The following is a 26,659-nucleotide window of genomic DNA, read 5'->3' on the forward strand; positions in this document are numbered from 1 at the left end:
GGCTTGCGGCGGGCGGGGCGGCCGGACGGCCATCAGATGCCGAGTTCGGAGTCGATGAGGTCGAACAGGTCGTCGTCGCTGGCCAGTTCGAGATCGAGGTCGGGATCGCCGCCCGTGCCGGCGCGCATCGTCCGCCACTTGGCGATCAGCACCTCCAGGCGCGACCCGATCTGGTCGTGCAGCTCCGGTTCCACAGTGGCCTCGGTCAGCGAGCGCTCCAGGTTCTCCAGGTCCGCGAGGACCGGCGGGGCCGCCGGTCCGGTGTCCGGCGCCAGCTCGGACACCAGGTACGTGGCCAGCTCGTTCGGATCCGGGTAGTCGAAGATCAGCGTGGCCGGCAGGCGCAGGCCGGTGGCCGTGGTCAGCCGGTTGCGCAGCTCGACGGCGGTCAGCGAGTCGAAGCCGATCTGGCTGAACGCCCGGCCCGGGGCCACCGCCACCCGGCTGCCGTGCCCGAGCACGCTCGCCGCCTGCTCGCGTACCAGGTCGACCACGAGGGTGTGGCGCTCGGGCCCGTCCAGCGCCGCCAGCTCGTCGGCGAGCGTGCGCCCGCCGCCGGCCGGGGTGGCCGCCCGCGCCGTCGGCCGCTCCCGGCGCAGCAGCCCGCGCAGCAGCGCCGGGGGCCGCTCGGCCCGCTCGCCGAGCGCGGCGACGTCGATCCTCGTCGGCACCAGCACCGGCTCGGCCAGCCGCAGGCCCGCGTCGAACAGGGCCATCCCCAGCTCGGACGGGATGGCGAGCTGCCCGTCACGGGCGGTGATCCGGGGATCGGTCCGGTCCAGCTTGGCGGTCATCTCGCTGGCCTGCTCCCACAGCCCCCAGGCGAACGACCGGCCCGGCAGCCCCTGCGCACGGCGGGCCAGGGCGAGCGCGTCGAGGAACGCGTTGGCCGCCGCGTAGTTGGCCTGACCGGGGACGCCGAAGACTCCGGCGCCGGAGGAGAAGAGCACGAACCCGGCGAGGTCGAGGTGGCGGGTGAGCTCGTGCAGGTGCCACGCGGCGTCGAGCTTCGGCGCGAAGACCGTGTCGACGCGCTGCGGGGTGAGGGCGGTGACCACCCCGTCGTCGAGCACCCCGGCGAGGTGCACGACGGCGGTCAACGGGTGCCGCTCCGGTACCGCCGCCAGCACCCCGGCGAGGTTGTCGCGGTCGGACATGTCGGCCGCCACCACCGTGGCCTCGGCCCCCAGGGCCCGCAGTTCGTCGAGCGCCTCGGTCGCGCCGGGGGCCCGCTCGCCGCGGCGGCTGACCAGCAGCAGCCGCCGTACGCCGTGCGTCTCGACCAACCGCCGGGCGACCAGCCGGCCCAGGGTCCCGGTGCCGCCGGTCAGCAGCACCGTGCCGTCGGGGTTCCACGCCCGGGGCATGGTGAGCACCACCTTGCCGACGTGCCGGGCCTGGCTGACGTGCCGGAACGCCTCCGGCGCCTGGCGGACGTCCCACACCTGGGTGGGCAGCGGGGTGAGCGTCCCCCGTTCGAAGAGCCCCAGCAGAACGACCAGCATGCGCTGCACCTCGTCGGGCTCCTGCAGGGTCAGGTCGAAGGCGGTGTAGGCCACCCCCGGATGGTCGACGGCGACGCGGGCGGCGTCGCGGATGTCGGTCTTGCCCATCTCCACGAACCGCCCGCCGCGCGGCAGCAGCCGCAGCGAGGCGTCGACGAACTCGCGGGCCAGCGAGTCCAGCACGACGTCCACGCCCCGGCCGCCGGTGGCGTCGGTGAAGCGGGTCTCGAAGTCGAGGGTCCGGGACGAGGCCAGGTGCTCCTCGTCGAGACCGAGCGCGCGCAGGGCGTCCCACTTGGCGGGGCTGGCGGTGGCGTACACCTCGGCCCCGAGGTGGCGGGCGAGCTGCACGGCGGCCATGCCGACACCGCCGGCCGCCGCGTGCACCAGCACCGACTCGCCCCGGGTGAGCCCGGCCAGATTGACCAGCCCGTGGTACGCGGTCAGGAAGACCACCGGCACGGACGCGGCCTCGACGTACGACCAGCCGGCCGGCATCGGGGCCAGCAGGCGGCGGTCGGTGACCGCGACGGGTCCGAAGCAGCCCACGAAGACACCGAAGACGCGGTCGCCGGGGCGCAGGTCGGTCACCTCGGCGCCGACCTCGACGACCTCGCCGGCGCCCTCGCCGCCGAGCGGGCCCGCGTCGCCCGGGTAGAGGCCGAGCGCGTTGAGCACGTCGCGGAAGTTGAGGCCGGCGGCGCGGACGCGGACCCGGACCTCGCGGGGGCCGAGCGCGGCGTCGGCGGCGTCGGTGGCGACCAGGGTGAGGTTCTCCAGGCTGCCGCGCACCGGCGCGTCCAGCCGCCACGCGGCGGCGGGCGGTGCGGGCAGCTCGCCGGCCGACCCGGCCCGCGCCAGCCGCGGCACGTACGCCGCGCCGACCCGGATCGCGGCCTGCGGCTCGTCCGCCGCCAGGAGGGCGGCCACCTCGTCCGGGCCGATCCCGTCGCCGTCGACGTCGACGACGACGATCTGGCCCGGGTTCTCCGACTGGGCGGAGCGCACCAGGCCCCACGCCGCCGCGGCGGCCGGGTCGGTCACCTCGCCGGCGTGGTGCACGGCCACCGCGCCCCGGGTCACCAGCAGCAGCCGCGACGCCGCCCAGCGGGGCTCGGTGAGCCAGCGCCGGACCAGGTCGAGGGCCTGCACGGCGGCATGGCGCGCCGCGCGGGGGGTGGGCTGCGCGGGGTGCGCGCCGAGCGGCACGAGCACCGCCCCGGGCAGGGCCAGTCCGGCGTCCACCGCGTCGGCGAGCCCGTCCAGCCCGTGGTGCAGCGGGAACCCGTCCAGGCCGGGGGCGACGGCCACGGCGTCGACCGGGGTGGCCGTCTCGACGGGCGGCAGCGGCGTCCAGTCGACGCGGAACAGGGCGTCGCGGGTGGCCCGGTCGTCGGTGACGGCCAGCTCGGTGGTGGAGATCGGGCGCATCGTCAGGGCGGCCACCTCGGCCACCGGGGCGCCGGTCGGATCGGCGACGGTCAGCGCGATGGCGTGCGGCCCGACCCGGGTCAGCCGTACCCGCAGGGCGGTGGCCCCGGTGGCGTGCAGGCTGACGCCGTTCCAGGCGAACGGCAGCAGGAGCTGGCCGGCCCCGGCCCCGGCGAGACCGCCGAAGTGCGCGGCGTGCAGGGCGGCGTCGAACAGGGCGGGGTGCAGGCCGTACCGGTCGGCGTCGACCCGCTGGGCCGCCGGCAGCTCCACCTCGGCGTAGACCTCGTCGCCGCCGGTCCACACCGCGCGCAGGCCCTGGAACGCCGGCCCGTACGCGTACCCGTCGGCTTCCAGGCCGGCGTAGAAGCCGGTCAGGTCGACGGGCCGGGTGTCGGGCGGCGGCCAGGCGGTGAGCTGCGGCGACACCGCGGGCTGGTCGGCGCGGAGGGTGGCGCTGGCGTGCCGGGTCCACGGCTGTCCCGCCGGCGCGTCGGCGGGCCGGGAGTGCACGGTCACCGGGCGGCGTCCGTCGCCGGCGCCCGCGCCGACCGCCACCTGCACCTGCGTCGCGCCGTCGGCGGGCAGGGTCAGCGGGGCCTCGATGACCAGCTCGTCGAGGAACGGGTGGCCGACCTCGTCGCCGGCGCGCAGGCAGAACTCCACCAGGCCGGTGCCGGGCACCAGCACGCTGCCGGTGACCCGGTGGTCGGCCAGCCACGGCTGCGCGTCGGCCGACAGCCGCCCGGTGAACAGGTGGCCCCTCGTCTCGGCCAGCACGACCGACGCGCCGAGCAGCGGATGACCGGCGGCGTCCAGACCGGCGGCGCCGACGTCGCCGGGGCCGGAGACCGGCCGGGGCCAGTAGCGGCGGTGGGCGAACGCGTACGTGGGCAGGTCGACGCGCCGGCCGCCGGCCAGTGCGGGCCGCCAGTCCACCGCGATCCCGGACACGTGGAGCTGGGCCAGGGAGAGCAGGAACCGCTCCCGGCCGCCCTGGTCGCGTTGCACCGAGCCGACCACCACGGCATCGCCGTCGTGGTCGGCGAGGGTCTCCTCCACGCCGACGGTGAGCACCGGGTGGGGGCTGCACTCGACGTACGCGTCGTGGCCCTCGGCGGCCAGCGCGCGGATCGCCCGTTCCAGCTCGACGGGCCGGCGCAGGTTGCGGTACCAGTAGTCGGGCCCCATCTCCTCGCCGTCGAGCCAGCGCAGGTCGGTGGTGGAGAACAGCGGCACGGCGGCCGGGCCGGGGGCGATGCCGGCCAGCACCTCGGCCAGCTCGTCGCGGATGCGTTCCACCTGGGCGGAGTGGGAGGCGTAGTCGACGGCGATGCGCCGCACCCGGGCCTGCTCGCCGGCCAGCTCGGCGAGCAGTTCCTCGACCGCCTCCGGCTCGCCGGAGACCACGACGGCGGCCGGCCCGTTCACGGCGGCGACCGAGATCCGCTCACCGAAGCGGGCGATCCGATCACGGACCGTGTCGGCCGGCAGCGCGACGGAGGCCATCGCCCCGTGCCCGGCCAGAGCCCGTAGCGCGCGGCTGCGCAGCGCCACCACCCGGGCCGCGTCGGGCAGGGAGAGCACCCCGGCGACGCAGGCGGCGGCGATCTCGCCCTGGGAGTGGCCGACCACGGCGGCCGGCTGCACGCCGTACGAGCGCCACAGCTCGGCCAGCGACACCATCATCGCGAACAGGGCGGGCTGCACGACGTCGACCTCGTCGAGGCCGGGCGCGCCCGGCGCCTGGCGCAGCACGTCCAGCAGTGACCAGTCCAGGTACGGCCGCAGCGCCGCGTCGCAGGCCGCCATGCGTTCGGCGAACACGGGGGCCTGGTCGAGCAGGTCCAACCCCATGCCGAGCCACTGGGAGCCCTGCCCGGGGAAGACGAAGACGCACCGGCCGGTGGGCCGCGCCTCGCCGCGCGTGACCGCCGGGTCGGGCCGGCCCTCGACCAGCGCGTCGAGGGCGTCGGCGACCCGCTGCGCGGACGCGGCCACCAGCACCGCTCGGGAGTCGAAGGTGCCCCGGCTGGTGGCCAGTGACCACGCCACGTCGAGGGGCCGCTGGTCGGGGCGGGCGGCGAGGTGCTCCCGCAGCCGCCGCGCCTGGCCGGCGAGCGCCTGCGGGGTACGCGCCGACAGCAGCCACGGCAACGCGCGCTCCTGCGGCGGCTCGGATTCGGCGGCCTCCGGCGGCGCCTCGGCGACCGACTCGACGATCACGTGGGCGTTGGTGCCGCTGATGCCGAACGACGAGACGCCGGCGCGCACCGGCCGGTCCTCCGCCGGCCACGGGCGGGCCTCGGTGAGCAGCTGCACCGCTCCCGAGTCCCAGTCGATCCGCGAGCTGCGGCGCTCGGCGTGCAGGGTGCGGGGCAGCCGCCCGTGCCGCATGGCGAGGACCATCTTGAGCACGCCGGCGACGCCGGCTGCGGCCTGGGTGTGCCCGAGGTTGGACTTGACCGAGCCGAGCAGCACCGGCGCGGCGCCGGCCGGGCGCTGCCCGTACGTGGCGAGGATCGCCTCCGCCTCGATGGGATCGCCGAGCGACGTGCCGGTGCCGTGCGCCTCCACCACGTCCACGTCGGCGGCACTCAGCCCGGCGGCGCCCAGCGCGGCCTTGATGACCCGTTCCTGCGACGGCCCGTTCGGGGCGGTCAGCCCGTTCGACGCGCCGTCGGAGTTGACCGCCGAGCCGCGCACGACGGCCAGCACGGGGTGGCCCCGGCGGCGGGCCTCGGAGAGCCGCTCCACCACCAGCATCCCGACGCCCTCGGACATGCCGAAGCCGTCGGCGTCCTCGGCGAACGCCTTGCACCGCCCGTCGGCGGCGAGACCGCGCTGGCGGCTGAAGCCGGTCAGCCCGGCCGGGGTGGACATCACCGACACCCCACCGGCCAGCGCCAGGTCGCAGTCGCCCTGGCGCAGCGCCTGGACGGCCAGGTGCAGCGCCACCAGCGACGCCGAGCAGGCGGTGTCGACGGTGACAGCCGGCCCCTCCAGCCCGAGCGCGTACGCGACCCGGCCGGAGAGGACGCTGCCGGCGGTGCCGGTCAGCAGGTGCCCCTCGTCGGCGGTGACCTCGCCGTCGTCGGAGACGACACCGGGGGCGACCCGGTCGGCGTAGTCCTGCCCGTGGGTGCCGGCGAAGACGCCGGTGCGGCTGCCCCGCAGGGTGGCCGGGTCGATGCCACCGCGTTCCAGCGCCTCCCAGGAGGTCTCCAGCAGCAGCCGGTGCTGCGGATCCATGGCGAGGGCCTCGCGGGGGCTGATGCCGAAGAACTCGGCGTCGAAGTCGGCGATGCCGGTGAGGAACCCGCCGGAGCGCACGTACGTCCGGCCGGGCGTGCCGGGCACCGGGTCGTGGAGGTCGGCCAGCGGCCAGCCCCGGTCGTCGGGCAGGTCGCCGATGACGTCGTCGCCCGCGTCGAGCAGCCGCCACAGCTCCTCCGGGGAGCCGATCCCGCCGGGGAAACGGCAGGCCATCGCCACGATGGCGACCGGCTCGTCCAGGGCGACGGTGCTCGCGTCGGCGACCTCGGTGGCGGCGGTGCCGAGCAGCCGGGCGTGCAGGTGCGCGGCGAGCAACTCGGGGGTGGGGTGGTTGAACACGGCGTGCGGGGCGAGCCGGACCCCGGTGACGGCGGTGAGCCGGTTGCTCAGCTCGACGGCCATCAGCGAGTCGAAACCGAGGTCCTTGAACGGGCGGCGCGGCTCGACCTGCTCGGGGCCGGTGTGCCCGACCACTGTGGCGCACCGGGCGCGTACGAGGTCCAGCAGCAGTTCGGCGCGCTCGGGCTCGGCGAGTTCGGCCAGCCGGTCGGCGAAGCCCTTCGCGGCGGCGGGCGCGGAGGCGGCGTTGACCGCCCGGCGGGGCGGCGGGGGCAGCAGCGCCCGCAGCAGGGCGGGCACCTCGCCGGAGGTCCGTACGGCGGCCAGGTCGAGCCCGATCGGCACGAGCGCCGGCCGGTCCACGTGCAGGGCGGCGTCGAACAGCGCCAGCCCGGCGGCCGTGTCGAGGGGGCGGGTGCCGCCGCGGGCGAGCCGGGCCAGGTCGGCGGGGCTGAGCCGGCCGGCCATCCCGTCCTCGGCGGCCCACAGCCCCCAGGCCAGGGCGCTCGCCGGCCGGCCCTGGGCACGGCGGTGCGCGGCGAGCGCGTCGAGGAACGCGTTGCCGGCCGCGTAGTTGCCCTGGCCGGGGCTGCCGAAGGTGGCGGCGGCCGAGGAGAAGAGCACGAACGCGGCCAGGTCGAGGCCGGCGGTGAGCTCGTGCAGGTGCCAGGCGCCGTGCACCTTGGCGCGCAGGGTCCGGGCCCAGCGGGTCGGGTCGAGGTCGGTGAGCAGGGCGTCGTCGGTGGCCCCGGCGGCGTGCACGACGGCGACGAGCCGGTCGGCCAGCGGGGCGACGACCTCGGCGAGCGCCGCCCGGTCGGCGACGTCGGCCGCGACCACCCGCACCGTGACGCCGGCGTCGGTCAGCGCGGTCGTCCAGTCGCCGGCCCGGCCGCTGCGGCTGACCAGCACCAGTTCGGTGACGCCGTGCGCGGTGGCGAGGTGGGTGGCGACGTGCCGGCCGATCCCGCCGGTGCCGCCGGTGAGGAGCACGGTGCCGCCGGCCAGGGCCGCGAGCGGCGCGCCGGCCGGGGGCCGCTCGACGGGGCGGAGGCGGGGCAGCAGTGCGCGGCCGTCGCGGACGGCCACCTCGGGTTCGTCGTCGGCGGCGGCCAGCGCCGAACGGATGGCGGCGTCGTCGGTGGTGTCGAGGCTGAGCAGGAGGAAACGGTCGGGCTGCTCGGCCTGGGCGACGCGGAGCAGCCCGGCCACGGGGGCGTGCACCGGGTCGCCGTCGCGCACGGCGAGGGCCAGGCGGGTGGTCTCCGCGCGGGGGTCGGCCAGCCAGGTCTGGAGCACGTCGAGCACGGCGAGGCCGACGGCGTGCGCCCGGTCGGGCACCGGCCGGCCCGGCTCGCCGTCGCCGACCCGCAGCACCAGCAGCGGCGGCAGCGGCCCGTCCGGCGGCGTGCCGTCGGCGAGCGTCCAGGAGGGCGCCGGGGTCGCCGGGAACGCGGCGGGCAGCCAGTCGACGGCGTACAGCCCGGCGGGGGTGGCCGCCGGCGCCGGCGGGTCGGCGGACGGCAGGTCCACCGGCCGCAGCACCACCCGGTCGGCGTCGAGCACGGGCCCGCCCGCGTCGTCGACGGCGCTCAGCGTCACCGCGTCCGCCCCGGCGGGGGCCAGGCAGACGCGCAGCGCGTGCGCCCCGACGGCGTGGCGGCGCACGCCCGCCCACTCGGTGGGCAGCAGCCGGGCGGTGGGCCCGGCGTCGGCGACCGACGCGAAGCCGGCGAGCGGGAGCAGGCGCAGGGCCGCGTCCAGCACCAGCGGGTGCACGCCGTACCGCTCGGCGTCCGGGTCCCGGGCGTCGTCGGGCAGGCGTACGTCGACGTAGAGCCGGTCGGCGGCGACCCACGCGGCACGGGCCAGCTCCCCGGCCGGCGCGCGGTGCGGCGGGGCGCTCAGGTCCACCGGCCGGGCCCCGGCAGGTGGCCAGGCGGGGGCGAGGGCGCCCCGGCCGCTCTCCGGGTCGACGGGTGCGAGCACGGCCTCGGCGACCTCCCGCCAGGGCAGCCCCTCGCCGGCCCGGACGTGACAGTGCGCCACCCGGCGTCCGTGCTCGTCCGGCGCGCCCACGTCGATCTGCACCTCGAGGGTTGCCTCGGCGGGCAGCGGAACCGGCTCGGGCACGCGCAGCCGCCGCACGCTCGGGGCGCCGAGCTGGTCGCCGAGGTGGGTGAGCATGTCCAGCAGGGCGGTGGCGGGCAGCAGCGGCGCCGTGCCGTCGCCGGGCGCGGCCAGCCACGGCGAGGTGGCCGTGGCGATCTGCCCGGTGCAGACCACCTGCCCGGTGCCGGCGACCGCCAGCAGGCCACCGAGCAGCGGATGCCCTGCGTCGGCCAGTCCGGCGCCGACGGGACCGCCGGCGCCGGTGGGAGCGGGCAGCCAGTAGTGCCGGCGCTGGAAGGCGTACGTGGGCAGGTCGACGCGGCGGTGCGGGCCGGGGCCGGCGAGGGCGGCACGGTCCACCGCGACGCCCCGCACGTGCAGCCGCGCCACGGCGGCGAGCAGCGCCTCGGCCTCGCCCGCGGTGCCCCGTACGGCGGGGACGAAGGCCAGCTCGTCGGCCTCGGCGACGAGGCAGTCCTGGGCCATCGCGGTGAGCACACCGGCCGGGCCGATCTCCAGGAAGGTGGTGACGCCCTGCCCGTGCAGGGCCCGTACGCCGTCGTGGAAGCGGACGGTGCCCCGCACGTGCGCCACCCAGTGCTCGGGCGAGCAGAGCCGGGCCGGGTCGACGGGGTGGCCGGTCAGGTTGGACACCACCGGCAGGTGCGGGGTGCGGTACGTGAGGCCGGCCGCGACCGCGCGGAACTCGTCGAGCATCGGGTCCATGCGCGGCGAGTGGAACGCGTGCGACACCCGCAGCCGGCTGGTGCGGCGCCCGGCCGCGCGCAGGGTGTCCGCGACGGCCAGCACCGCGTCGGTGTCGCCGGACAGGACGACGCTGGTGGGACCGTTGACGGCGGCGAGGCCCACCCGGTCGGTCAGGTGCGCGGCGACCTCGGCCTCGTCGGCCTCGACGGCGACCATCGCGCCCCCGGCGGGCAGCTGCTGCATCAGCCGGGCGCGGGCGGCGACCAGCGCCGCCGCGTCGGCGAGGGAGAACACCCCGGCCACGTGCGCGGCGGCAAGCTCGCCGACGGAGTGGCCGAGCACCGCGTCGGGGCGGACCCCCCAGTGCTCCAGGAGGCGGTAGAGCGCCACCTCGAAGGCGAACAGGCCCGGCTGGGTGTACAGGGTCTCGTCGAGCAGTTCGGCCGGTGCGGTGCCCTCGGCCGCGAGGACGACGTCCGCGACGGGGAGCGGGGCGTGGCCGGCGAGGCAGCGGTCGAGTTCGGCGCAGGCCGCGTCGAAGGCGGCCGCGAAGACGGGGTACGCCGCGTGCAGCTCGTGGCCCATGCCGGCGCGCTGGCCGCCCTGCCCACCGAAGAGCAGGCCGAGTCGGCCGTCGACGACCCGGCCGGTCAGCACGCCCGGCAGGTCCGGGTCCGGTCCGCCGCGGGCCAGCGCGCCGAGCCCGGTCCGGGCGGACTCCGCGTCGCCCACCAGCACCACGGCCCGGTGTTCGAGAGCGGCGCGGGTGGTGGCGAGGGCGTGCCCGGTGTCGGCCGGGTCGGCGTGCGCCCCCGGCCCGTCGAGCCAGGCCAGCAGGCGGGCCGCCTGGTCCCGCAGCGCCTCGCCGGAGGCAGCCGCGAGCAGCCACGGTACGGGCGGCCGAGCGGTGGCGGGCGGCGACTGCCGGGCGGCGTCCCCGGCGGCGGTCGGCGGATCGGCGGGGGCCTCGACGATGACGTGGGCGTTGGTGCCGCTGATGCCGAACGACGAGACGCCGGCCCGGCGGGGCCGGCGTACGTCGGGCCACGGGCGGGCCTCGGTGAGCACCTCGACCGCGCCGGCGGACCAGTCCACCTCGGACGTCGGGGCGTCCACGTGCAGGGTGCGCGGCAGTGTCCCGTGCCGCATCGCGAGCACCATCTTGATCACCCCGGCGGCCCCGGCGGCGGCCTGGGTGTGGCCGAGGTTGGACTTCAGCGAGCCCAGCCGCAGCGGTTCGGCGTCACCGCGGCCCACCCCGTACGTGGCGAGCAGCGCCTGCGCCTCGATCGGGTCGCCGAGGGACGTGCCGGTGCCGTGCGCCTCGACGGCGTCCACGTCGGCGGTGGAGAGCCCGGCCGCGTCCAGCGCCCGGCGGATGACCCGCTCCTGGGCGGGCCCGTTGGGGGCGGTCAGCCCGTTGGACGCGCCGTCGGAGTTGACGGCGGAGCCGCGCAGCACGGCGAGGACGGGGTGCCCGTGCCGGCGGGCGTCGGAGAGCCGTTCCAGCAGCAGCACGGCGACGCCCTCGGACCAGCCGGTTCCGTCGGCGCCGTCGGCGAACGCCTTGCACCGGCCGTCCGGGGCGAGCCCGCGCTGCCGGCTGAACTCCACGAACGCCTGCGGGGTGCCCATCACCGCCACGCCGCCGGCCACGGCGAGCGAGCAGTCCCCGGCGCGCAGGGCCTGGGCGGCAAGGTGCAGCGCCACCAGCGACGACGAGCACGCCGTGTCGACGGTGACAGCCGGCCCCTCCAGCCCCAGCGCGTACGCGACCCGGCCGGAGACGACGCTGCCGGCGGTGCCGACGCCGAGGTAGCCCTCGGTGCCGGGCGGCGCCTGGCGCAGGTTCGCGGCGTAGTCGTGGTGCATGACGCCGGTGAAGACGCCCGTGGCGCTGCCGCGCAGCGAGGTGGGGTCGATGCCGGCCCGCTCGAACAGTTCCCAGGACGTCTCCAGCAGCAGCCGCTGCTGCGGGTCCATGGCGAGCGCCTCGCGCGGGCTGATCGCGAACAGGGTGGCGTCGAAGTCCGCGGCGCCGGTGAGGAAGCCGCCCACCCGGGCGTACGAGGTGCCGGGGCGGTCGGGGTCGTCGGAGAACAGGTTCGCCAGGTCCCAGCCCCGGTCCGTGGGGAACTCCGTGAGCCCTTCCCGGCCCTGGTCGACCAGCTCCCACAGCTCCTCGGGGGAGGCGACGCCGCCGGGGAGCCGGCAGGCCATGGCGACGACGGCCACCGGATCGTCCCCGGTGGACGGCGTCACCGCCGGGTCCGTCGTGGGAGCGGCCTGCGCGGCGGCACCGCGCAGCCGGGCGGCGAGGTGCCGGGCGAGGGCCTGGGGGCTGGGCCGGTCGAACGCGGCCGTGGCGGAGAGCCGTACCCCGGTGGCCCGGGCCAGCCGGTCGCGCAACGCGACCGCCGCGACCGAGGTGAAGCCGAGTTCCTTGAAGGCGCGGCCGGGGCGGACCGCGGCCGGGCCGGGCAGCCCGGCCACCTGGGCGGTGGCGGCGCGGACCAGGTCGAGCAGGAGCCGGTCCCCCTCGGCGGTGGTGAGCCCGGCCAGCCGGCGGCGCAGCTCGGCGGCGTCCCGGTCGTCCGTGGCGTCGCCGGGCTCGGCCACGGGCCCGCGCCAGGCGGGGTGCGCGGCGTCGGCGTGGCCCGCCGGGCGGGCGAGCACGACCAGGTCGGCGCCGTCGTGGGCCACGTCGAACGCGGCGAGGTCGGCACGGACGGCCGCCGACGCGGTGCCCGCTGCGGGTCCGGTCGCCGCCGGCCCGCGCTCGGCGGGCGCGGTCGTGCCGACGAGCCGGGCCGGGTGACCGGCGGCCCGGCGGCGGGTGGCCAGGGCGTGCAGGGCGCCGACGGCCGAGGCGGCCCGTTCCCGGCCCGCGGCGCCCAGCAGGAGGGCGGACGGCGCGAGGACGGTGAACGCGGCCCCCGGGTGCCGGCTCGCGGCGTCCAGCGTCGCGGCGAGGCCGAGCAGCCGGGCTGCGGCCTCGGCGTCGGCCAGGTCGTCGTCGCATGGGCAGAGGAAGACGGCGCCGAACGCCTCGTCGCCCGCCCGCTCGGCGGGCAGCGGAACGGCTTCCGCACCGGCGGAGGTGAGTTCGGCGGCCAGGTCCGCCAGGGCCGGGGCGGGCGTCGCGCCAGTGTGCAGCAGCCGCAGCCGGCGGGCGCGGTGCGCGGCGACGAGGTGCCGGGCCAGCGCGGCGCCGGTCGGTCCGTCGGCGCCGGTGACCAGGACGGGGCGCTCCGGGTCGGCCACGGTCACCGGCCGTCCCGGCACGGTCGCCGGGGCGGGCACGAGGGCCGCGTGCCGGGCCGCCCCGGCCCGCAGGGCGACCTGCGCGGCGCCGGCGTCCACGACGGCGGGCAGCAGGGCGAGCGAGCGGTCCGCGGCGTCGTGGTCGACCAGCACGATCCGGTCCGGGTACGCGGCCTGCAGGCTGCGCCCGACCGCCCAGACGGCGCCGGCCGCCGGATCGGGCCCGGCCCACCCGGCGGCGTCGCCCCCGGCGGCGGCTCCCCCGGCGACGTCTCCCGCAGTGGCCTCGCCTGCGGCGGCGTCTTGCGCGGGGGCGTCGCCCGCGCTGCCGGCACCGCTCGTGCCGGGGCCGTTGGCCGCGTCGCCGGCCGGGCCGGTCAGCAGCATCAGCCGGGTGCCGGCGAAGCGGTCGTCGTCGAGCCAGCCACGCAACCGGTCGGCGAGGTCCGCCGCGTCGGCGTCGGCCGGCCCGGCCAGCAGCACCGTCACGTCGGGCGCGTCGGGAGTCTCGCGCAGGGTGGCCAGATCCCGGTGGGCCCGGAACCGCTCCCCCGGCGACGCCGCGCGCAGCGGCTCCACCAGCGGCTCGCTCCCGGCGCCGACGAGCGCCCAGCGGCGGGCCGGGGCGGCGGCGTCCTGCGCGGCCGCCGGGACGGGCGCCGCCACCGGCGGTACGGCCGCCAGGTCCAGCGGTCGCCAGGCGAGCAGGCTGAGCGCCTCGTGGTGGCTGCCGTTGACCGCCCGCAGCCGGGCCGGCCCGTCGAGCAGGAGCCGGCGGGTGACCTTGCCGGACGCGGTGCGGGGCACCTGCCCGATCTCGTACAGCGCCTCGGGGACCTTGTGGTAGCTGAGCCTCTCCCGGCAGGCCGCGTACCCGGCACGGGGGTCGAAGCCCTCCGGCCCCGGCACCACGAACGCCACCGGCACCTCGCCGAGCACCTCGTGCGGCCGGCCGGTCACCGCCACGTCGGCGACGCCGGGCACCGCGCGCAGCGCCTCCTCCACCTCGCCCGGGTGGATCTTCTCCCCGCCCCGGATGATCAGCTCCTGGTGGCGGCCGGTGACGAAGATGTTGCCGTCGGCGTCGCGGCGGGCCAGGTCGCCGGTGCGGTACCAGCCGTCGCGCAGGGCGGCGGCGGTGACCTCCGGCAGGCCGTGGTAGCCGAGCATGACGCTCGGACCGCTGACCCAGACCTCCCCCTCGGCGCCGGTCGGCACGTCCAGACCCGTCTGCGGGCTGACCAGGCGCACCTCGACGCCGGGCACCGGGCGCCCGCAGGAGCCCTCGACCCGGGGCTGCTCCGGCCGGGTGACGGCGATCGAGCCGCAGGTCTCCGTGCTGCCGTACGCGTCGAGCAGCGGCGCGTCGAAGACCTCGTCGAACGCCCGCCGCAGCGCGCCGGTGGTGATCGCCCCGCCGACCAGGCAGACCCGCAGGGCCGGGGCGCGGAAGCCGGTCTCCCGGGCGGCGGTGACCAGGTGGTGGTACATGGCCGGCACACCGGCGAGCACTGTGGCCTCGTCCTCGTCGACCGCGCGCAGCACGTCGTCGGCGGAGAAGCCGTCGATGAGCCGGGCCGTGGCCCCGACCGCCGTCACGCTGAGCACGCACCCGATGTGCGAGAGGCTGTGGAACAGCGGCAGTGGCCAGACCACCCGGTCGGCGGCGGTGAGCCCGGGGATCGGCACGTAACAGGCGGCGACCGACCAGAGGCAGGTGCGCTGGGTGGAAAGGACACCCTTGGGCCGGCCGGTGGTGCCGGAGGTGTAGAGCATCCAGGCCACCTCGTCGAGGCCCAGGTCGTCGCGGGCCCCCACGGACGGCTCGGTGTCGACCAGGTCGCGCCAGGCGACGACCCCGTCCGGAACCGGGTCGTCCCCGGTGACCACGATCCGCAGGGCCGGCCGGCCGGTACGCAGCCGCAGCATCTGGTCGAGGTGACGCGGGTCGGTGACCACCAGCACCGCGCCGGAGTCGTCCAGCAGATGGGCCAGTTCCGCGTCGGTGCTGTGCGGATTCACCGGCACGCCGACCGCGGCGGCCCGCGTGACGGCCAGCCAGGTCTCCACCGTCTCCACCCGGTTGCCGAGGCAGAAGGCCACCCGGTCGCCCCGGGCGACCCCGGCCGCCGCCAGGTGACCGGCCAGCCGACGGGTCCGCGCCGCCAGATCGGCGTATCCGACCGCCCGGCGGTCGTCGCGGAATGCGACCTTGTTCCCCGACCTGGCGGCGTGCGCCTCGATCAGATCGGACAACGGCTGGATCAGGTCGCTCCGAAGCATGTCACCACATCCATCCGTCGGCGAGACTCCTCATCCGCGGCGTAGACCTCGCTCGCCGTAGCGGCCCAAGTCTTCCGAGCACCCTGCCGGTGTCCTACCCCTGTCACCCCCTAAGTCGTCCCCAGTTCGGAGCGCCGATCGGGTGGTGGAACGGGCCCGCGGGCCGATGATGGGGCGACCCCCGCGGACCGTCGAATCCCGTGCTCCACCCGCCCGTCAGCCGAGGTGCCGTCGTTGGAACGCTGCTGGTTGTTCGCCCGTTCGGCCGTACCGGCCGGCGGCTGCCCGGGCACGCGGCTGACCGAGCTGGTCGGCACCGTCCTGACCGGGCTGGTCGCCGCCGCCCGCCGGGCCGATCCCGGCATGGACTGGTTCTTCGACCCGGAGGACTCCCCCGCCGGGCGGCTGAGCCTCGGCTTCCATGCCGCCCCCGCCGCGCTCGACGCGGTACGGGCGGGACTGCTCGCGTACGACCCGGGAGCGTCCCTCGCCGAGGACCGGTACGTCGTGCGCGACCCCGCGCGGGGCGGCCCGCTCGCGTTCGCGGGCAGCGAACTGGCCCTCACCCTGCTCGGCGGCGACGTGCCCTGGCTGGCCGGCGGCGAGTTGCCGCTGGCCGTGGCGCACCTGCGGCACCTGACCGGGCTGATGCCGGCGGCCGACCGCCTGGCGTTCCTGTTCCTGCACTGGCAGGAACGCAGCCAGCGGCTCACCGGCGCGCAGCGGCGGGACCTGGCCGCGCAGGCCGACGCCGGGGCGGAGAAGATCGTCCTGTCGGCCGGTGACCTACCGCTGGGCGGGGACGTGGCAGTGGCGTGGCAGCGCTACCTGGACCGGGTGACCGACGTGGTGGGCCACGGCCACCCGACGGCGCCTCCCGGGTTCCTGCTGGCGCACCACGCGCAGCTCACCCACGATCGGTGGGGCATCCGGCCGGAGGTCGACTCGCTGGCCGCGCTGGCGCTGCGCCTGTCGATGGTGCGGGGCAGCCCGGCCGCGACCGCGCCGGCCCGCGTTCCGCAGAGGAGGCAGCAACCACATGCACACGCCGGTACCTGACCGTCCCGCCAGCGAGCCGGCCCGCGTCGAGGTGGCACTCGGGGAACGGTCGTACCCGGTGCTGATCGGTCCCGGCGTGCGCCACCGGCTCCCGGCGGAGGTGGCGCGGATCGGCGCCCAGCGGGTCGTGGTGGTCTCGGCCCGGCCACCGGAGTGGACGCCCGACCCGGGCGTGCCGCACCGGGTGGTGCCGGCCCGCGACGGCGAGCACGACAAGAACCTGACCACTGTGGAACAGCTCTGCCGGGCGTTCGCCGAGTTCGGGCTGAGCCGGACGGACGCGGTGGTCTCGTGCGGCGGCGGCACCACCACGGACGTGGTCGGGCTGGCCGCCGGCCTCTACCACCGGGGCGTACCGGTGATCCACCTGCCGACCTCGCTGCTGGCCCAGGTGGACGCCAGCGTCGGTGGGAAGACCGCCGTCAACCTGCCGGAGGGCAAGAACCTCGTGGGCGTGTACTGGCAGCCCCGGGCGGTGCTCTGCGACACCGAGCACCTGGGGACGCTGCCGCAGCGGGAGTGGCGCAACGGGTACGGGGAGATCGCCCGGGCGCACTTCATCGGCGCCGGTGATCTGCGTGACCGGCCGGTGGCGGAGCAGATCGCCGCGTCGGTGGCGTTGAAGGCCCGGGTGGTGGCCGCGGACGAGCGGGACTCCGGCCTGCGGCACATCCTCAACTACGGCCACACGCTCGGGCACGCGTTGGAGCGGGCCACCGACTTCGGCCTGCGCCACGGTGAGGCGGTCGGCGTCGGCACGGTCTTCGCGGGCCGGTTGGCCGGCGTCCTCGGCCGGATACCGGCCGACCGGGTGGCCGAGCACCACGACGTGGTGGCGGGCTACGGGCTCGACACCACGCTGCCCGGCGGCGTCGACCACGACGAGCTGATCACGCTGATGCGCCGGGACAAGAAGGCCACCTCGGGCCTGTCCTTCGTCCTGGACGGACCGGGCGGAGTCGAACTGGTCGCCCGCGTCCCCGAGGACGCTGTGCGTACCGCGCTTTCCGGCATGTGAGGCCGACACCGCCGGGTGCCCGTTCGCCGGCCGGCGCCGCGGGGGCGGCCGGGCCGGCGAACGGATGACGAGCCGCCGGAGCCGAGCCCCGGACCGGCGCGTCAGGTGCCCAGGGCCCGCTGGATCTGCGCCACCAGCACGCCGCAGGCGTACCGGTCCGCGGCCCCGACCATGCCGACGATGGTCGCCGGCAGCGGGCCGTTGTCCGTCTCCGCCGGGTCGTGATGCATGAACACGACGAACTGCCCCCGGTCGATGAACGGCGCGAGGATCGGTTCGGCGTCGACGCCGGGGGCCAGTGAGAAGAACGTGGTCATGGCGCACGGATGCCGGCCCAGCAGCGAGCTGCGGTGCAGCAGCGAGGTGGTGGCCCCGCTGACCCGGAAGTTCGGGTCGATGACCCGCAGGGCGCCGTCGCGGCCGATCCCGGCGTCGAAGGAGCAGTAGCCCCGGTACCCGAGCGCGCTGGCCTTTCGGACCCCTACGGTCAGCGCTTCGACCAGCTCCTCCGGGGGCTGGTCGTCGTCCATCACACAACCGACCCACGTCGAGGTGGGCTGCGGCAGGTGTACCGACGATCCGAAGTAGTGCACCGATCCGCTCTCGGTCACGCCGAACTGGATACCCCAGATCGTCTGGAAGGGCACCTCCTCCTCGACGATCCACTGCTCGCTCACCTGTTCCAACTGGTTGAACAGGGAACGGTTCCGCCGGTCCGCCAACCGACGGGTGAAGATCGCAATTCCGCTGGACACCTCGACCCCGGCCGGTTTGATGACCGCCGGCCGGCGGTCCCGCGCCACGATCCGGCGCACCTCGGCGGGGGTGGCGACCTGCCGGCGGGGCAGGTACTCCGGCGCGACCAGAGTCTCCAGCACGGTCTTGTTGTTGAGGCGGGCGACCAGATCCGCGGGCACCCGGGCGCGAGCGGCCCGCAGCAGCGGGTCATGCGGAGGAAACTGGAACTCCAGCGTCTCGCCCCGCTCGACGGCTTCCCGCGCGTACCGCACCGCCTGCGCGCCGGAACGGAACTTCCGCAGGTCGCTGGGCGTCTTCAGACCACTCCGGCTGAGCAGACGCAGCGACTTGTCCGCGCTGGAGCCGGTGCTGCAGATCGCCGCCGACTGGTGCGGAAGGGTCAGGTGCAGACCCGTGATCATGTCCAGGCCGTTGTGGAGAGCGGCGCCCGCGCCGGCGAGATAGGGGCTGTCGGCGGTGGCCGACGGGTCGGGCGGTCGGGCCAGGACCACCCCGTCGTGTGCGAACACCTGTACCTGGATGGGCGCCTGCATCTAGTCTCCTGACATGCCGGCCCGGTGCGGGCCTCGGGGTGGCGGTGAAACCGGTGCGCCACAGCCACGAACAGCGGAGAACGTGGCCGAAGGGGTGGGCTCCCGGTCCTGATGCGGCCGCTCGGCCGCGAGAGCCGGGCGTGCCGCGTGCACCGACCGGACGGTCGTGAGCTGGACCGGCCGGGAAGCCGGCTGGCTCATGGCCAGCGTTGCGGCGGCGAGGTGCACACCGCCGGTCAGCGGTCGAGTTTCCAGCCACCGACCGGCGTCATGATCGAAAGATCATAGTCACTATGCACTGCCCCGGGATGGGCCAGACAGGCGAACGCGGACGGCTCTTTCGCCGCCGAGGCCGCCGATACTCCTAGCGGGACCATCGACTCGGGCTGACCGAAAAGCTGTTCTTCAGAAGGGCTGGAGTCGCCGGACGGCGCTGTCGCAGCCCGCGCTGTCGAGTGCCCGGATTCCGACGGCCACGCCCCCTGCCAGCTCACATCGCCGGCCCGGCCTCGACGCGGCCGGCGGGCACCGCCGAAACGTCCCGGGCCTGCCCGGGGAGGAGATCTCCGGCTGATGCGCTAGGGGTCGACGTGCCGATCTCTAGGGGTGTACGTCACTGCACAGCGCTTCGTATGGTCGGGCCCCGTCGGCTCGTCGTTGCCACTCTCAGCGCACCGGATCGGGTGGCCCGCGAGCGGTGCCGCCCGTCGACGCGCCTCGCGCCAACCCCCGCCGTCCGGCGTACGGCATCCCGGCTGACCGATCGTCGCGGCCCTGAGCCTTTCGGTCGTCCCCTTTCGATCGGAGGTCGAGCTGTTGTCTGTCGGGTTCGATGGCGCCCAGGCCGCGGACGGCGCGGTTGCTCTGGAACTCGTGGGGGACCTGCGGAGGCCGGCGGTGTGGCCCGCGCGGGCGGCCTCGGTGCACCGGGTGCTTCCCGCCTGGCCGTCGCGCGTGACACCGGCCGGGCACGTCGTGGTGGCGGGGCTCGTGGCGGTCCTGGCCCGCTGGACCGGCCAGGACGAGGTGGTGCTCGGGCTTGCCCCGGCCGGCGGGTCGGTGGCGCGGGTGGACGTCTCGGGCGACCCGGGATTCGGGGAGTTGGCGGCGCGGGTGGGACTGGCGTGGACGGCGCCGGTGGCGGGCCCGGACCGGCCGGACCCGGTGGCGGTGGAGTTCACCGACGGTCCGGTGGCGGAGACGGGACCGGCCGTGGTGGACGTCGACATGGTGGTGCGCGTGGCGGCGGACGGGTCCGTGCTGCGGGTGGACTACGCGGTGGAGGGATTCTCCGCGCAGTTCGTGCGGGGACTCGTGGATCAGGTAGTGGTGCTCGTCTCCGCCGGGACGGCGGCGCCGCAGGTCGCCCTGTCGCGACTGCCGTTGCTGGACGCCGCGGAACGGGAGCGGTTGCTGACGTGGGGGCGCGGCCCGGTGCGGGAGATCCCGGGTGAGCCGATCCACGAGCTCGTGCTGAGCTGGGCGCGGCGGTCGCCGGAGGCGGTGGCGGGTGTCGCGGGCGACGAGGTGCTGACGTACGGGGAGCTGGATCGCCGGTCCGGGCTGCTGGCGGCGTACCTGCGGTCGGTGGGTGTCCGTGCCGGTGACGTGGTGTCCGTGGCGTTGGAGCGCGGGTTGTGGTCGCTGGTGGCGACGATGGGCGTGCTGCGGGCGGGTGCCGCGTACACGCCGATGGACGTGTCGTGGCCCGCGGAGCGGATGCGGGTGCTGCTGGCCGACCACGGCGCGCGGGTGGTGTTGACGGTCGGTGCGGTAGCGGCCCGGATTCCCGCCGGGGACGGGGTCACGGTGGTGGCGCTGGACGACGGCTGGCCCGCGGTACCGGCCGGTGCGGTGGCGGATCTGCCTGCGGTGCCGGTGGACGCGCCGGCGTTCGTCATCTACACGTCGGGTTCGACAGGCACGCCGAAGGGCGTGGTGCTGTCACACGAGAGGCTGGCGAACTTCCTGGCGTGGATGACCGGCGAGTGCGCCATCGGCCCCGGCAGCCGGATGCTGCACTCGGCGGCACCGGTCTTCGACGCCGCGTTCGGGGAGATCTTCGCCGCGCTCACCGGCGGGGGCCGCGTCGTCGTGTGCCCGCGCGACGATCTGCTCGACGCGCGCCGGCTCACCGACCTCGTCAACACCCAGGGCGTCACGCACACGTTCGGACCGGCCACCAACATCGCCCCGCTCGACCCGGCCGCCTGTCCCGGCCTCCGCTGCGTCATCTTCGGCGGCGAGGCCGTCCCGCCGCGGCTGGCCCAGCGGTGGCTGACGGCGGGCACGCGGGTGGTCAACGCGTACGGGCCGGCCGAGATCGCCGTGGCGTGCACCTGGTTCGACGCGTCGGCCGGGTGGGGTGGCGCGTACGTGCCGATCGGCTGGCCGATGCCGAACCGGCAGGTCCGCGTCGTCGACGCGAACCTCGACCTCTTGCCGGCCGGGGTTCCCGGGGAGATCCTGATCGCCGGCTTCGGCGTCGCCGACGGTTACCTCAACCGCCCCGAACTGACCGCCCAGCGGTTCGTCACCGACCCGTACGGCGGCGGGCTCGCCTACCGCAGCGGCGACCTGGGGAGGTGGAACAGCGCCGGCGCGCTGGAGATCCTCGGCCGGATGGACCACCAGGTGAAGGTCAACGGCATCCGCATCGAGCTGGGCGAGATCGAGAGCATCCTCGCCCAGCACCCGGAGGTGGAGACCGCAGTCGTCGTCCGCCGCGAGGACCGGGGCGTGGCCCGGCTCGTCGCGTACGTCACCGGGCGCGACGGCCGCACCCCGGCCACCGGCGATCTGCGCGACCACGCCGCGGCCCACCTGCCGAGCTACATGGTCCCCGCCGCCTTCGTCGTCCTCGACCGCTTCCCCCTCGGCGGCACCGGCAAGATCGACCGGAGTGCCCTTCCCGCACCCGGCGCCCAGCGCCCCGACCTCGGCGTGCCGTACGTCGAGCCGGCCACCGAGGGCGAGCGCCTCGTCGCGGAGGTGTTCGCGAGCGTGCTCGGCATCGAGCGGGTCGGCGCCCGCGACAGCTTCTTCCACCTCGGCGGCACGTCGTTGCAGTCCGCCGCCGTCGCCGCAGGCATCGACGAGGCCACCGACGTGGTGGTGCCCGTCTCGCAGATCCACCGCACCCCCACCCCGCACGAGCTGGCCCGGTGGCTCGCCACCGCCCCCCGCCGTACGGACACCGGCTCGACCGCGGGACAGGCCCGGCAGCGCCCGGGACCGGTCCCGCTCGCGCAGCAGGTGGCGAAGTGCCTGATGTCGCCGCTGGAGGTCGTCGTCCCGGTCACCTGGTGGATCGAGGGTGAACTGGACCTACGAGCCCTCATGGCCGCCCTCGGCGACCTCCACCACCGCCACCAGGCCCTACACGCCCGCTACCGGCGCACCGACCCACCAACCGCAATCATCCCACCCAACCCCGGCATGCCCCAGCTACGACTCCTCGCCGACGCCGCCACCGAACACGACGCCCTCGACCAACTCGCCGAAGCAGTACAACAACCCCTCGACTACACCCAAGGCCGCAACTGGCGCGCCGCCCTGATCCGAAACAAAACCACCAACCGAATCCTCTTCGGCATCGGCATCCACCACATCGCCTTCGACGGCTGGTCATACGGACTACTCGTCCGAGACCTCACCCACGCCTACACCGCACGACACACCGGCCACACCCCCACCTGGACACACCCCGCACCCACACTGCACCAGTCCCACGACGAATACACCCGCCTCCGCAACGCCGCCGACCTGCAAACCCAACGAACCTACTGGCGCGAACAACTACGCGACCTACCCCGCCAAGGCGAAGGCCCGGCCACCGCGCCCCTGGAGCAGGCCCTCGCCTGGGGACCGAAGGCGGGCCACACCGTCACCGTCACCCCCGAGGTGCTCGACCGCTGGGACCGGGCCGCCCGCGACCAGCGCTTCAGCCGCTCCAGCTACTTCGTGGCGGCCTTCGCCTCGGCGCTGCGCGCCATCCATCAGCAGGACGACATCGCCCTGCTGATGGTGGTCGCCAAACGCGGCAGCCGCGTCCTCGACTCCGCGTTCACCACCCGGCTCAACCTCAACTGCGTGCGGGTGCGCTTCGACGGGCCGCACGACGACAAGCTGGTCCTGCGGGTCGACGAGACGATCCGCGATCTCATGCGGGCCCAGGACGTTCCCTTCGCGGAGACCGCCGACGATCCCGCCGCCGGGCTCTCCGGCGAGGTGGTCGCGAGCCTGCCGACGTTCGTGTTCCAGGACAACGTGGTGGTGCCGCTGGAGCTGCCCGGCTGCCGGGCCGAGGAGGTCGTCGACCCGTACGCCCGGGAGGTGCCCAACGGGCTCACGGTCGAGGTGCTGCCCCGCGTCGACCATGCTCTCCTGCGCGTCACCATCCGCACCGACTACCTGCCGTACAGCTTCGCCGAGGAGCTGAACCACCACATGCTGCGCTTCCTCGAAGACGGGCCGGCGGGTACGCCCACCGCCGGCTGACCGTCCGCCCCTGCGTACCGGACCGCTCGTCGCCGCGTGGCACGCGGCCCGTTGTCCCGAGAGTTCGTGGTTGTCCCTTCCGGCGCACCCCTCTGGGTGGCGCCGGCCCTGATCGGAGGCTGGCTCAATGTCTGTCGGAATCGTCGGTGCGCAGACCACGGATGTCGCTGGGCCCGGCTTCGAGATCCTCGACCTGATGGGGGACCTGCGCCGGCCGGCCGCGTGGCCGGCCCGGGCGGCCTCCGCGTACCGGCGGGTCGACCTGCCCGTCCCGGCGGGGGCGCCCTCCCCCGGCGCGGTGCTGCTGGCCGGTCTGCTGGGGGTGCTGGCCCGGTACACCGGCCAGGCCGAGGTGGCGGTCGGCCTGTCGTCGGGCGGCGTGCTGCGGGTCGACGTCGCGGACGAACCGGGCTTCGGCGAGCTGACGTCGCGGGTGGCCACGGCGCTGGCCGGACCGGTCGCGCACAGCGCGGGCGCGGCGGGGCCGGTGGTGGTCGGGCTGGTGGACGCCCCGGTGGCCGAGGTGGGGCCGGACGTGGTGGACGTGGACATCGTGGTGACCGTCGCGGAGGACGGGTCGGCGCTCCGGGTGGACTACGCCGCCGACGGCTTCTCGGCGGACTGGGTGCGGGGCCTGGTGGACCAGACCGTGTCGTTGCTGTCGGCCGGCGTCCGGGAACCCGGGGTGCCGCTGGGCGCGCTGCCGCTGCTGGGCGCGACCGAGCGCGAGCGGCTGCTCGCGTGGGGCCGGGGCCCGGCCCGCCCGGTGCCGGGTGCGCCGCTGCACGAGCTGGTGCTCGAATGGGCGCGACGCACGCCGGACGCGGTGGCCGGCGTCGCCGCCGGGGAGGTGCTGACGTACGCGGAGCTGGCCCGCCGCTCGGGGGAGTTGGCCGCGCGGCTACGGTCGATGGGCGTACGGCCCGGGGACGTGGTGTCGCTGGCGCTGGACCGCAGCATGTGGACGCTCGTCGCCACCCTGGCGGTGCTGCGGGCGGGGGCGGCGTACACGCCGATGGACGTGTCCTGGCCGGCGGAGCGGATGCGGATGCTGCTGGCCGACCACGGCGCCCGGGTCGTCCTCACCGTCGGCGAGGTCGCCCCGCGTGTCCCCAGACCTGACGGTGTACGGGTCGTCGCCCTCGATGCCGACTGGCCCACCGTGACGGCGGCCGAGGCGGCCGACCTGCCGGTGGTGGCACCCTCCCGGCCGGCGTTCGTGATCTACACGTCCGGCTCGACCGGGACACCGAAGGGCGTCGTGCTGACCCACGAGCACCTGACGAACTTCGTCACCTGGATGCGGGAGGAGTGCGCGGTCGGGCCGGACAGCCGGATGCTCCATTCCTGTTCCCCGGTCTTCGACGTGGCCCTCGGCGAGATCTACACCGCGCTGACCTCCGGTGCCCGCGTCGTCGTCAGCTCCCGCGACGATCTGCTCGACGCCCGCCGGTTGACGGAGCTGATCGCCAAGGAGCAGGCCACCCACGCGTTCTGCCCACCCACGAACCTCGCCGCCGTCGATCCCGCCGACTGCCCCAGCCTGACGTGCGTGACCCTCGCCGGGGAACCCATTCCGCCCCGCATGGCGCACCGCTGGACGGCCGCCGGTGCCCGCCTGATCAACGCGTACGGGCCCGCGGAGGCATCCGTCGCCTGTACCTGGTACGACGCGTCGAAGGGCTGGCCCGGCGCGTACGTGCCCATCGGCCGACCCATGCCCAACCGGCAGATCCGCGTCGTCGACGCCAATCTCGACCTCGTCCCCATGGGCGTCCCCGGCGAGATCCTCATCGCCGGCGCCGGCGTCGCCGACGGTTACCTCAACCGCCCCGAACTGACCGCCCAGCGGTTCGTCACCGACCCGTACGGCGGCGGGACCGCCTACCGCACCGGCGACCTCGGCCGGTGGAACGCCGCCGGAGCGCTGGAAATCCTCGGCCGGATGGACCACCAGGTCAAGGTCAACGGCATCCGGATCGAACTCGGTGAGATCGAGGCGACTCTCGAACAACACCCGGACGTCGGCACCGCCGTCGTCACCCGTCGCGAGGACCAGGGCACCGCCCGGCTCGTCGGCTACGTCACCGGACGCGACGGCCGCGTCCCCGTTACCGCCGACCTGCGGGCACACGCCGCCGCGGTGCTCCCGCCCTACATGGTCCCCGCCGTGATCATGGTCCTGGACCGGTTCCCCACCGGCGGCACCGGCAAGATCGACCGGCGGGCGCTACCAGAGCCGGGCTCGCGCCGTCCCGACCTCGACGTGCCGTACACCGAACCGGCCACCGACTCCGAACGCCTCGTCGCGGGGATCTTCGCGACGGTGCTCGGGCTGGACCGGGTCGGGACACTCGACGGGTTCTTCCACCTCGGCGGGACCTCCCTGCAGTCCGCCGCCGTCGCTGTCGCCCTCGACGAGGCCGCCGACGTCGCCGTGCCCGTCTCGCAGATCCACCGCACCCCCACCCCGCAAGGGCTGGCCCGCTGGCTCGCCACCGCCCCCCGCCGCCCCGGGGCCGAGCCGGCGCCGTCCGTCACCGGCCGTCCCGGCCCGTCGAAGCCCGTCCCGCTGACCCCGTCCGTCGCGAAGTGCGTCGTGCTCCCCTTCGAACTGGTCTGCCCGACCACCTGGTGGATCGAGGGTGAACTGGACCTACGAGCCCTCATGGCCGCCCTCGGCGACCTCCACCACCGCCACCAGGCCCTACACGCCCGCTACCGGCGCACCGACCCACCAACCGCAATCATCCCACCCAACCCCGGCATGCCCCAGCTACGACTCCTCGCCGACGCCGCCACCGAACACGACGCCCTCGACCAACTCGCCGAAGCAGTACAACAACCCCTCGACTACACCCAAGGCCGCAACTGGCGCGCCGCCCTGATCCGAAACAAAACCACCAACCGAATCCTCTTCGGCATCGGCATCCACCACATCGCCTTCGACGGCTGGTCATACGGACTACTCGTCCGAGACCTCACCCACGCCTACACCGCACGACACACCGGCCACACCCCCACCTGGACACACCCCGCACCCACACTGCACCAGTCCCACGACGAATACACCCGCCTCCGCAACGCCGCCGACCTGCAAACCCAACGAACCTACTGGCGCGAACAACTACGCGACCTACCCCGCCAAGGCGAAGGCCGGCCGCAGGAGATCCTGGAACAGACCCCGACCTGGGGCCCCAAGACCGGGCACATCGTCGCCGTCCCGCCCGAGCTGGTACGGCGCTGGGACCGGGCCGCCGCCGAACACCGCTTCAGCCGTTCCACCTACTTCGCCGCCGCCTACGCCTCGGCGCTGCGCGCCATCCATCAGCAGGACGACATCGCCCTGCTGATGATCGTCGCCCAGCGCGGCAGCCGCGTCCTCGACTCCGCGTTCACGAGCAGGATCAGCAGCAACTGTCTCCGGGTCCGGTTCGGCGGCCCGGAGAAGGACCTGATGCGCGCCCTCCAGCAGACCGCGGACGAGCTGATGGCCGCGCAGGACGTCTCCTTCCTGGAGATGGTCACCGACGACCCGGTCCTCGACCTGCCCCGCGAGGTGATCAACAGCCTGCCCTCGTTCGCCTACCAGGACAACCTCGTCCTCCCGCTGGACCTGCCCGGCTGCCGGACCGAGGAGGTCGTCGAACCGTACGCCCGGGAGTGGTCCGGTGCCTGCGTCGCCGAGGTGCTGCCCGGCGACGAGAGTGTCCTCCTGCGGGTCACCATCCGTACCGACCTGGTCCCGGCCCCCGCCGCCGAGATCCTGGCCACCGGCATGCTGCGCTTCCTGGAAGCCGGCCCCGAGGCGGTCAGCGACACACGCTGACCACAGCCTGGCGGCAGCGCGCCGGGCTGCTCACGTGAGCAGC

At 75.7% G+C, this 26,659-nt stretch carries 6 protein-coding genes; 4 read left to right on the forward strand and 2 right to left on the reverse strand.

The window, feature by feature from the left end; translation table 11 throughout:
• Positions 1-32: 32 nt before the first annotated feature.
• Positions 33-14,918, reverse strand: a complete 14,886-nt coding sequence (locus J3R08_RS20660; RefSeq protein WP_209962530.1) for a type I polyketide synthase — start codon at positions 14,916-14,918, stop codon at positions 33-35.
• A 225-nt stretch (positions 14,919-15,143) separates the two neighbouring features.
• Between J3R08_RS20660 and J3R08_RS20665 the strand changes: the two genes are divergently transcribed.
• On the forward strand, positions 15,144-15,977 hold the full coding sequence (locus J3R08_RS20665; protein WP_223201394.1) for a hypothetical protein: 834 nt from the start codon (positions 15,144-15,146) through the stop codon (positions 15,975-15,977).
• A complete protein-coding gene (locus J3R08_RS20670) occupies positions 15,958-16,995 on the forward strand; it encodes a 3-dehydroquinate synthase (RefSeq protein WP_187693314.1) in 1,038 nt (345 codons plus the stop codon). Before J3R08_RS20665 ends, J3R08_RS20670 begins: the two co-directional genes overlap by 20 nt.
• Before the next feature lie 101 nt (positions 16,996-17,096).
• Here J3R08_RS20670 and J3R08_RS20675 read toward each other — a convergent pair whose 3' ends face one another.
• Complete coding sequence (locus J3R08_RS20675) at positions 17,097-18,287, reverse strand: ATP-grasp domain-containing protein (RefSeq protein ID WP_166457297.1); 1,191 nt, start codon at positions 18,285-18,287, stop codon at positions 17,097-17,099.
• A gap of 816 nt (positions 18,288-19,103) precedes the next feature.
• On the opposite strand from J3R08_RS20675, the gene J3R08_RS20680 reads away from it, so the two are divergent.
• Together J3R08_RS20680 and J3R08_RS20685 are read left to right on the forward strand one after the other, a co-directional pair.
• Entirely contained in the window at positions 19,104-22,787 is a 3,684-nt protein-coding gene (locus J3R08_RS20680) for an amino acid adenylation domain-containing protein (protein ID WP_209962533.1), read from the forward strand.
• Between the two features lie 127 nt (positions 22,788-22,914).
• Complete coding sequence (locus J3R08_RS20685) at positions 22,915-26,616, forward strand: amino acid adenylation domain-containing protein (protein ID WP_209962535.1); 3,702 nt, start codon at positions 22,915-22,917, stop codon at positions 26,614-26,616.
• The last annotated feature ends 43 nt before the right edge of the window (positions 26,617-26,659 follow it).

The sequence above is a fragment of the Micromonospora sp. HB375 genome, from assembly GCF_017872985.1.
GTDB lineage: Bacteria > Actinomycetota > Actinomycetes > Mycobacteriales > Micromonosporaceae > Micromonospora > Micromonospora chalcea.

Coding starts and splice junctions, on each gene's coding strand:
- J3R08_RS20660 (WP_209962530.1), bottom strand. CDS start 14,918: ATGCTTCGGAGCGACCTGATCCAGCCGTTGTCCGATCTGATCGAGGCG.
- J3R08_RS20670 (WP_187693314.1), top strand. CDS start 15,958: ATGCACACGCCGGTACCTGACCGTCCCGCCAGCGAGCCGGCCCGCGTC.
- J3R08_RS20675 (WP_166457297.1), bottom strand. CDS start 18,287: ATGCAGGCGCCCATCCAGGTACAGGTGTTCGCACACGACGGGGTGGTC.
- J3R08_RS20685 (WP_209962535.1), top strand. CDS start 22,915: ATGTCTGTCGGAATCGTCGGTGCGCAGACCACGGATGTCGCTGGGCCC.